Origin of the sequence: Frateuria defendens (assembly GCF_001182895.1) — a bacterium.
GTDB lineage: Bacteria > Pseudomonadota > Gammaproteobacteria > Xanthomonadales > Rhodanobacteraceae > Frateuria_B > Frateuria_B defendens.
Genome location: NZ_LFQR01000057.1, coordinates 37667 through 46007 on the forward strand (window position 1 = coordinate 37667; position 8341 = coordinate 46007).

Annotated in this window: 8 protein-coding genes; 6 read left to right on the forward strand and 2 right to left on the reverse strand. The window is 71.3% G+C overall.

What is annotated here, in order from left to right:
* Positions 1-15 precede the first annotated feature (15 nt).
* Positions 16-489 (forward strand): hypothetical protein, encoded by a 474-nt coding sequence (locus ACH65_RS09345; protein ID WP_153242542.1) that lies wholly within the window; start codon positions 16-18, stop codon positions 487-489.
* A 235-nt stretch (positions 490-724) separates the two neighbouring features.
* Here ACH65_RS09345 and ACH65_RS09350 read toward each other — a convergent pair whose 3' ends face one another.
* Entirely contained in the window at positions 725-1552 is an 828-nt protein-coding gene (locus tag ACH65_RS09350; protein ID WP_049622326.1) for a helix-turn-helix transcriptional regulator, read from the reverse strand.
* A gap of 103 nt (positions 1553-1655) precedes the next feature.
* On the opposite strand from ACH65_RS09350, the gene ACH65_RS09355 reads away from it, so the two are divergent.
* Positions 1656-2549 (forward strand): SDR family oxidoreductase, encoded by an 894-nt coding sequence (locus tag ACH65_RS09355; protein ID WP_049622327.1) that lies wholly within the window; start codon positions 1656-1658, stop codon positions 2547-2549.
* Positions 2550-2636: 87 nt separating this feature from the next.
* On the opposite strand, the gene ACH65_RS09360 is transcribed toward ACH65_RS09355, so the two are convergent.
* On the reverse strand, positions 2637-4346 hold the full coding sequence (locus ACH65_RS09360) for an amidase (RefSeq protein WP_202594179.1): 1710 nt from the start codon (positions 4344-4346) through the stop codon (positions 2637-2639).
* 379 nt (positions 4347-4725) lie between these two features.
* Between ACH65_RS09360 and ACH65_RS20290 the strand changes: the two genes are divergently transcribed.
* From ACH65_RS20290 to ACH65_RS09380, 4 genes are all read left to right on the forward strand, one after another.
* Complete coding sequence (locus ACH65_RS20290; RefSeq protein ID WP_049622328.1) at positions 4726-4998, forward strand: hypothetical protein; 273 nt, start codon at positions 4726-4728, stop codon at positions 4996-4998.
* Between the two features lie 14 nt (positions 4999-5012).
* Positions 5013-5942, forward strand: a complete 930-nt coding sequence (locus ACH65_RS09370) for an MbnB/TglH/ChrH family RiPP precursor modification enzyme (RefSeq protein ID WP_049622329.1) — start codon at positions 5013-5015, stop codon at positions 5940-5942.
* Positions 5903-6502, forward strand: coding sequence for a hypothetical protein (locus ACH65_RS09375; RefSeq protein WP_049622330.1), 600 nt, complete (start codon positions 5903-5905; stop codon positions 6500-6502). Before ACH65_RS09370 ends, ACH65_RS09375 begins: the two co-directional genes overlap by 40 nt.
* Before the next feature lie 282 nt (positions 6503-6784).
* The gene (locus ACH65_RS09380) at positions 6785-7966 is read left to right on the forward strand and encodes an aminotransferase-like domain-containing protein (protein WP_049622331.1); all 1182 of its coding nucleotides are present in this window, start codon (positions 6785-6787) and stop codon (positions 7964-7966) included.
* The last annotated feature ends 375 nt before the right edge of the window (positions 7967-8341 follow it).

Sequence of the window (8341 nt, forward strand, 5' to 3'; positions counted from 1 at the left end):
ATTTTTCTGGAAAAGATGGAGGCGGAAGACCGACCATTCAAGTTAATGACCCGGCCACAAAAATTGTCACCAAGTTGCGATATGAAGAGCACTAGGCTCGCGCAACTCAGCATTGATCTATCTTCACGGTATGGCCTGCCTGCCCTGGATTACGACAACTGGGCAGAACTGACCCTATTCGGCGGCATCGGCATGGATCTTCAAACGTTCAATGCGTTGGCCGCCGCTGCAATTTCGCGCGGAGACACTGCAGCGACCATCTACGAACTGGAGTCACTCAAGATCGAATTCTCTCCTATTCCGATAGGCCTGGACTTCGAGTCGTTCAACCAGCTCAAGGCGAATACCGCATGCCTCTTCGAGGTAGCGATGGTCCCTCCTTCCCGTAGATGGGCGGCACTATTGACGGATGAATTGAAAACCTTCGTCTATGGCCCTCTGGATTTCTTGGCCGACGTGTCGCGTCTTGCGCCAGAGGACATGCAATAAATTTTGCCGGCTACCGCCTACCGACCCGCCCGATGCACCTGCTCTACCCGCAGGACCGCTACAAGCTGCCCAAGCTGCGCAGCTTCGTGGCGTTCGCGGTGCGCGCGTTCGGGACGGACGGCGCGATACCGTGAACGGCAACGCCGCCGCCGCGGCGGGCTGCGGCGCGGATGCGGGACGACGGCCGGCGTCTTTGCGACGCGGGACAGCCGTCAGGCCCATGGCGGGGGGCGCCTCACCGCTGGCCTGCGATCAACGCCTTCACGCGCTCCGCATCCGCATCGCTGGCCGGGGTGTAGATCACCAGGCCGAGGTCGGGCTGGCCGTCGATCGCGAAGGCGGAATAGTCGAGCGCGATCGGGCCGGCCTGCGCGTGGCGGATCAGCTTGCTGCCCTCGCCGTGGCGGAGCACGTCCTGGTCGAGCCACATCGCCGCAAACTCGGGGCTCGACTGGCCAAGCTCCTCGATCAATGCCATGGCGTAGTCCGGCATGCCCGCGCGGGTGGTGTCCGCCCGCAGCACCGCCACCATGGAGCGCGCCACCTCGTCCCAGTTGGGCATTTCCTCCCGCAGGCGGGGGTTGCCGAAGACGAGGCGGAGGATGTTGCGCCGGCCGGCTTCGAGCGTGGCGTAGTCGGTGAGCACGGCGGCGGCGGCGCGGTTCCAGGCCACCACGTCCCAGGCGGCGTTCTTCACGTAGGCGGGGCTGTATTCCAGCGCATCGAGGATGCGCTGCAGGCGGACCGAGACGCCGGCGGGCGCGTGGTAGCGGATCTCGGGTGGCCGCCGCTGCGCCAGCAGGAAGAGGTGCTCGCGCTCCACCGCCGTGAGCGCCAGCGCGCGGGCGAGGCGCTCGAGCACCTCGGTCGAGGGCGCCCCGCCCCGGCCCTGTTCGAGCCAGGTGTACCAGGTGGTGCTCACGTTCGCGCGCTGCGCCACTTCCTCGCGCCGCAGGCCCGGCGTGCGCCGGTGCATGGCGGGGAAACCGAAGGCCGCCGGGTCAAGCCTGGCGCGGCGGTCCTTGAGGAAACTGCCGAGTGGGTTGTTATCAGTGAGGGGCATGCTCAGCCTGTCAGTGGCCATACCGGTATGACGCCACGGCTTCACCGCCACGGCGCCAGGACTCCACGATGGCGGTCCCACACCGACTCGACAAGGATCCAGCATGCGTGTCTTCGTTACCGGCGCCACGGGCTTCGTCGGCGCGGCCATCGTCCAGGAACTTCTCGGCGCGGGCCACCGGGTGCTCGGCCTCGTGCGCTCGGAGGCGGCCGCCCAATCGCTGCGCGCCCTCGGCGCCGAGGTGCACCACGGCGACCTCGACGACCTGGACAGCCTGCGCCGCGGCGCGGCCGCGGCGGACGGCGTGATCCACACCGCCTTCAACCACGACTTCTCGAAATTCGCGGAGAACTGCGAGGCGGAACGGCGCGCCGTCGAGGCGCTGGGTCGCGTGCTCGAAGGCTCCGGGCGCCCCCTGCTCGTGACCTCCGGCGTGGCGCTGCTGGCGCCGGGCCGCGTCGCGACCGAGGACGACGTGCCGCCGCCGCCCGGCCCCGCTTATCCCCGCGCGTCGGAAACGGTGGCCGCCGAACTGGCCTCGCGCGGCGTGCGCGCATCGGTGGTGCGCCTGTCGCCGTCGGTGCACGGCGAGGGCGACCACGGGTTCGTGCCGCGCCTCATCGCCATCGCGCGCGCGGCGGGCGTGTCGGCCTACGTGGGCGACGGGCTCAACCGCTGGCCCGGCGTGCACCGGCACGACGCCGCCCGCCTCTACCGGCTGGCGCTGGAACGGGGCGCCACGGGCGGGCGGTATCACGGCGTCGCCGACGAGGGCGTGCCGGTGCGCGAGATCGCCGAGGTCATCGGTCGGCGCCTCAACGTGCCGGTGGTGGCCAAGCCCCGCGAGGAGGCCGTCGCGCACTTCGGTTTCCTGGGGCATTTCCTGGCCATGGACTGCCCGACGTCCAGCACACGAACGCAGGAGCGGCTGGGCTGGCGCCCGAGCGGGCCCGGGCTGCTCGCCGACCTCGACCAGGCGCATTACTTCGCCGGCTGAAAGCGCCCGCTCAGGCGCGCCGCCCCGCCACCGGCCGGCGCTTCGGGCGGCCGCCGTGTCCCGGCCGCGCCGTGCGGCTTGGCCCGCTCAGGGCGCGCCCGGCAGCAACCCCCGCTCCACCAGCACCGGCGGGCGGCGCGCATGGGTCGCCTGTTCGTAGGCGTAGGCCCAGCCCAGCAGGTCGCCGTCGCGCCACGGGCGCGCGGCGATCTCCAGGCCGAACGGCAGGCCGCCGGGATAGAAACCGGCCGGCACCACGATGGCCGGCACGCCGAGGCGGTTGGCCCAGCCGGTCTCGCTGTGCGGGCCGCCGCTCAGGCGGCCGTCCTGCGGCATGGTCTCGTCGGGCGGCGGCATCTGTGCGCTGGGGTAGATAAGGCCGTCCAGGTGCAGGCGGTCGAGCGCGGCCTCGTACTCGGCCAGGGCGGCGCGCTGCGGCGCGTAGTAGCGCGCCTGGGCGTCCGGGTCGTCCGCCAGCCGCCGCTGCGGTACGGACGGCGGCGCGGGCCGCCCCTCCGGCACGGGGTCCGCGGCGGTGCGCGTGCCGGTGAGCGTCATCGGCAGCGGCGCGCCCACGTGCTCGGCGTACTCGGCCGCGGAGCGGTAGTCTGCCGGGCCGAACGCGGCCAGCCAGCGGTCGGTGCCGTCCAGCCGGTACGGCCGCGTGTCGACCTTGGCCGCGGCGTCGAGGAAAGCGCGCGGCAGCAGGGTGTCGTCGATCACCACCGTGGCGCCGGCGGCGCGCAGCTGCGCGATGGCGGCCATGAGCATCGCGCGCGTCTGCGGCCGCAGCGTCACGTAGCGCGCGGGTTTGTCGCCGCTGCCTTCGTCGGCGCGGGTGTCGAGGATGAAGGCGGGCACGCCGAAGCGCTTGCCACGCAGCGCATCCTGCTTGAGGTAGGCGGTGTACGGGCCGGGCTGCGCCCTGGTGGCGGCGCCTTGCGTGCGCGCGTCGAGCGGGTCTTCGCCGGCCATGGCATCCAGCGCGACGGCCGCGTCGGCCACGTTGCGCGCGATGGGGCCGGTGTTGTCGCGCAGCCAGTCCAGCGGCGCGATGCCGGCGATGCTCACCAGGCCGCGCGTGGGCATCAGCCCCACCAGGGCGCTGGTGCCGGCGGGCATGCGGATGGAGTTGGCGGTGTCCGTGCCGGTGCCGAGCAGGGCCATGTTCGCGGTCACCGCTGTCACCGTGCCGCCGGAGGAGCCGCCCGGCGAGTAGCGCACGTCGTAGGCATTGCCGGTGCGGCCGAAGGCGCTGGAGCGGTTGGTGTCGCTGGCGGCGAAGTCGGGCATGTTGGTGATGCCGAGGATCACCGCGCCGGCGGCGCGCAGCTTCGCCACCACGGTGGCGTCCTTCGCGGCGACGAAAGCGTGCCCCGGCAGCGCGAAGCCCTGCCAGCCGTCGGTGTCGGGCAACCCCTGCACCGCTGTGTTGGCCTTGATCACGATGGGCACGCCCCACAGCGCACCATGCCGCGCCTTCGGCGGCTGCGCGTCCTCGCGCGCGGCGATGGCCAGCGCGCCCTCGGCGTCCACCGTCTGCACCGCGCGGTAGATGCCGTTGTAGCGGGCGATGCGGCCCAGGTACCAGCGCGTCACCTCGGCCACGCTGTAGCGGTGCCTGGCGTACAGCGCATGCAGGCGCGGGATGTCGATCTCCAGCAGGTCGCGATCCATGTGCGCCTGCTGCGCGGCGGGGAGCGCGGGCAGCTGCGCCGGCAGGGGCAGCGTCTGCGCATGGCCCGGCGCGGCGCTGGCGAGGAAAGCGACGAGCGCAAGACGTGCAGGCCATGGCATGGCTGAGGGCTCCGGACAAGGGGAAACCGGCACGTTAGCATGGCCCCCGCACCCGCTCGCCGGCCGCCGTCACATGATGCCGATGCCACCATCCGCCGTGCATCCATGGCCGTCCAAATGCCTGCCGAGCCCCTCCTTAGCCTCGCCAAGAATCGGGCCAGTGGAAAGGACGGCCGGCGAGCGATGCACGGCACCGTGATGGCCCGCACATTCCCACCGGGGTGCATGGACTTACGGCCATGCCGCGTCGTCCAAGCCCTACAACGCGCGGCGGAGCGCCGCTAGGGCCACCGGGCTATGGCGGCGGCATCGCCGCCGCCGCAAAGTTCGCCTCGCTCCGGAACTGACCGGAGCAGACGAGCCACGCACGGAGACGGCCATGACGAAGAAACCCACCGCCCAGTTCCGGTTGATCCACGGCAACGGTCACCCGGTGCTCACCCTCCACCTGCCCAAGGGCTCGCCGTTTGCCGAGGCGAGCAAGTACGACAAGCTGCGGCAGGAGATCATCCACCGCCTCACCGGCTGCACCGCCTGCACCTCGGGCGTGCCGTTCCAGATCGTGGACGACCCGGTGATCCTCACCGCCGTCGAAGCCGCCAAGGTGGTCGAGCGCTTCAACGAGCAGATCGGCCGCGAGCTGGCCGCCTGACGACGCTGCCGGGCATGAACGTCCACGGCCCATCGGCCGGCGTCGGGGTGCTGTTCAATCCCGCCCTCGCGGGATTCGTGGAGCATCACTCCGACGCCGTCGATTTCTACTCGGTGATCCCCGAGCGCTTCTGGGTCGACCACGGCCGCGGCGCCGCGCCGCGCTTCGCGCCGCTGCCGCACGAGGTCGGCCTGCTCGAGCGGCTCGCCGCGCGCAAGCCGGTGACGGCGCACGGCATCGGCCTCTCCATCGCCAGCGCGTCGCTGTTCGACCTCGACTACGTGGCCCAGCTCAAGGACTGGAAGCGGCGCTACGGCTTCGCCTGGGTCAGCGAGCACCTCGCCGCCATGCGCCTCGCCGGCGGCGCGGGCAGCGACCACCATGCCGGCCTGGCGCTGCCGCTGCCGTGGGACGAGGAACTGCTGGCCCTGCTGTGCCCGCGCATTGCGCGCGTGCAGGAGGCGCTGGGCGGGCCGATCGCGCTGGAGAACGGCGTGGAGTACACGCCCGTACCGCACGCCGAACTGAGCGAGCCGGCCTTTCTCAACGCACTGACCGCGCGCACCGGCTGCGGCATCCTGCTCGACCTGCACAACCTCCACGTCAACGAGCGCAACCTAGGCCGCCCGGCCCGTGGCTTCATCGACGCGCTCGACCTCGACACGGTGGTGGAGATCCACATCGCCGGCGGCTCCAGCCTGCACGGCATCTACCTCGACGCCCACTCCGGCCCGTGCCCGCCCGAAGTCTTCGCGCTGCTGCGCCAGGTCGCCCCGCGCTGCCGCAACCTGCGCGGCGTCACCTTCGAGTTCCTCGAATCGTATTTCCCCTCGATGGGCGAGGAAGGCGTGCTGGAACAGATCGAGCTGGCGCGCGAAGCCCTGCGGCCCCCGGAACACCCGCCATGTCCCTCGCCGAATTCCAGCGCGCACTCGGCGACCTGATCGCCTCGCCGGTGCGCTGCGCCAAGGTGCGGCGCCTCCCCGGCCTGGCCCTCGCCGGCTACGCCCTCACCGCGCGCGCGCGCGAGCGCCTGCTGGGCATGGCCGGCGACCCGCGCATGGCGATGAACTGCACGCTCTACCGCGTCAACCGCCTCATCCCCCTGCACGCGGTGCTGCCGCGCAGCTGCCGCCTGCTCGGCAGCCGGCTGGGCGGCGTGCTCGACGCCTATTTCGCCGGCGAGCGCGACGGCACGCTGCAGTTCGGCATGGAGGCGAGCCGCTTCGCGCAATGGCTGGCGGCGCGACACGACACGACCCCGGCCCTGCGCGACCTGCTCGCCTTCGAGCTGGCCTGCCACGCGGTCATCAGCGCGGCCGGCGAGCCGGAGCGCGGCGACGACCCGCGCCGCAGGACCCTCGCCCTGCGCCACGACATCGGCGCGCTGCTGGCCGCCGCGGAAGGCGAGGAGCCCCCACCGCTGCCCGCCCCCGTCCTGCTCGAACTCGACGCGCGCGGCGACGCGCTGGTGCTGACGCTGGTCGAGCCGGCCAACGCCTGAGGACTCGTTCGCGCGCGCCTCGCAGGCGCCGCTCGGCGGCGACCACTCGGCGACGGTCATCGCTCGCTGATAGGCCATGCCATCAGGCGGCACGTCGGCTTCGCGCCGCGCCTTCCATCATCCGCTGCCGGCTGCTGCCGCCACGCGCGCGCCGCCCCATCCTGCGTCATTCGGCCACGTCCACGCGAAGGCCATGGCGGCGCGAACCGCGCCCGGCGTGCGATGCAGCGGGCATAATTTCCCTTTTTCGCCCGGCCCCCGGCCGTCATCCAAGAGAAGACGATGAACCTCAGCGACTCGCAGCCGTCGGGCTGGCAGTTCTCCCAGCGCGCCCTCAAGCTCACCAGTTCGGCGATCCGCGAGATCCTCAAGGTGACCGAGCGCCCCGAGGTGATCTCCTTCGCCGGCGGCCTGCCCTCGCCCGCCACCTTCCCCGCCGAGCCGATGCGCGAGGCCGCCGGGCGCGTGCTGCGCGACGCCCCCGGCGCCGCGCTCCAGTACAGCGCCACCGAGGGCTACCTGCCGCTGCGCGAGTGGATCGCCGCGCGCTACGGCGTGCGCGTGGGCCAGGTGCTCGTCACCACCGGCTCGCAGCAGGCGCTGGACCTGCTCGGCAAGGCGCTGATCGACCCCGGCAGCCCGGTGCTGGTGGAAACGCCCACCTACCTCGGCGCGCTGCAATCCTTCTCGCTCTACGAGCCGAGCTACGTGCAGGTGCCCACCGACGGGCACGGGCTGCTGCCCGAAAGCCTCACGCCGGCGCTCACGCAGGGCGCGCGCTTCCTCTACGCGCAGCCGAACTTCCAGAACCCCACCGGACGCCGCCTGCCGATCGAGCGCCGCCGCGCGCTGGCCGCCTTCGCGCAGGGCAGCCCGTTCCCGGTGATCGAGGACGACCCCTACGGCGCCCTCAACTACGCCGGCGAGCCGCTGCCCACCCTGCTCTCGATGGCGCCGGACCACATCGTGCACCTGGGCACCTTCTCCAAGGTACTCGCGCCCGGCCTGCGCATCGGCTACATCGTTGCTCCCGAGGCGCTGCACTTCAAACTCGTGCAGGCCAAGCAGGCCACCGACCTGCACACGCCCACGCTGACCCAGCGCATCGCCTTCGAGGTGGTCAAGGACGGCCTGCTCGACCGGCACATCCCCGAGATCCGCCAGCTCTACAGCGCGCAGTGCGACACCATGCTGGACGCGCTCGCCCGCCACATGCCCGAGGGCGTGCGCTGGAACCGCCCCGAGGGCGGCATGTTCATCTGGGTCGAGCTGCCCGCGCACATCGATAGCCTGCAACTGCTCGACGCCGCCATCGCCCGGAACGTGGCCTTCGTGCCGGGCGCGCCGTTCTTCGCCGGCAGCGCGCCGAGCAACACGCTGCGCCTCTCCTTCGTCACCGTGCCGCCGGCCAAGATCGAGGAAGGCGTGGCGAAGCTCGGGCAGTTGCTGCGCGAGCGGCTCTGACGCCAGCCATGCGGCAAGAGCCGGTTCACTATTTTCTTGCGGACTGACTTGCGGACTGAAAGGTGGGTTCTTGCTTGCGAAGCCGCACGCTGGCTCGCCTGCGGCGGGCTTTCGTCCGCCTGCCGGCGGCCGAGTTACTTTTCTTTGCTTGCCCAATGACGTGCCCAGAACCTGTTCATGATTTTCCTGTCGGTCGGGGAAGCTGGTCCTTGCCTGGGCGGGTCGTGCGTAGACGGCGGGCTGTCGCTCGCTTGATGCGTTTGCGTGTGGTGGCTCGCCTGCGGCGGGCTTTCGTCCGCCTGCCGGCGGCCGAGTTACTTTCTCTTGCTTGCCCAAGAGAAAGTAACCAAAGAGAACGGCACCCCGATGCGGCGC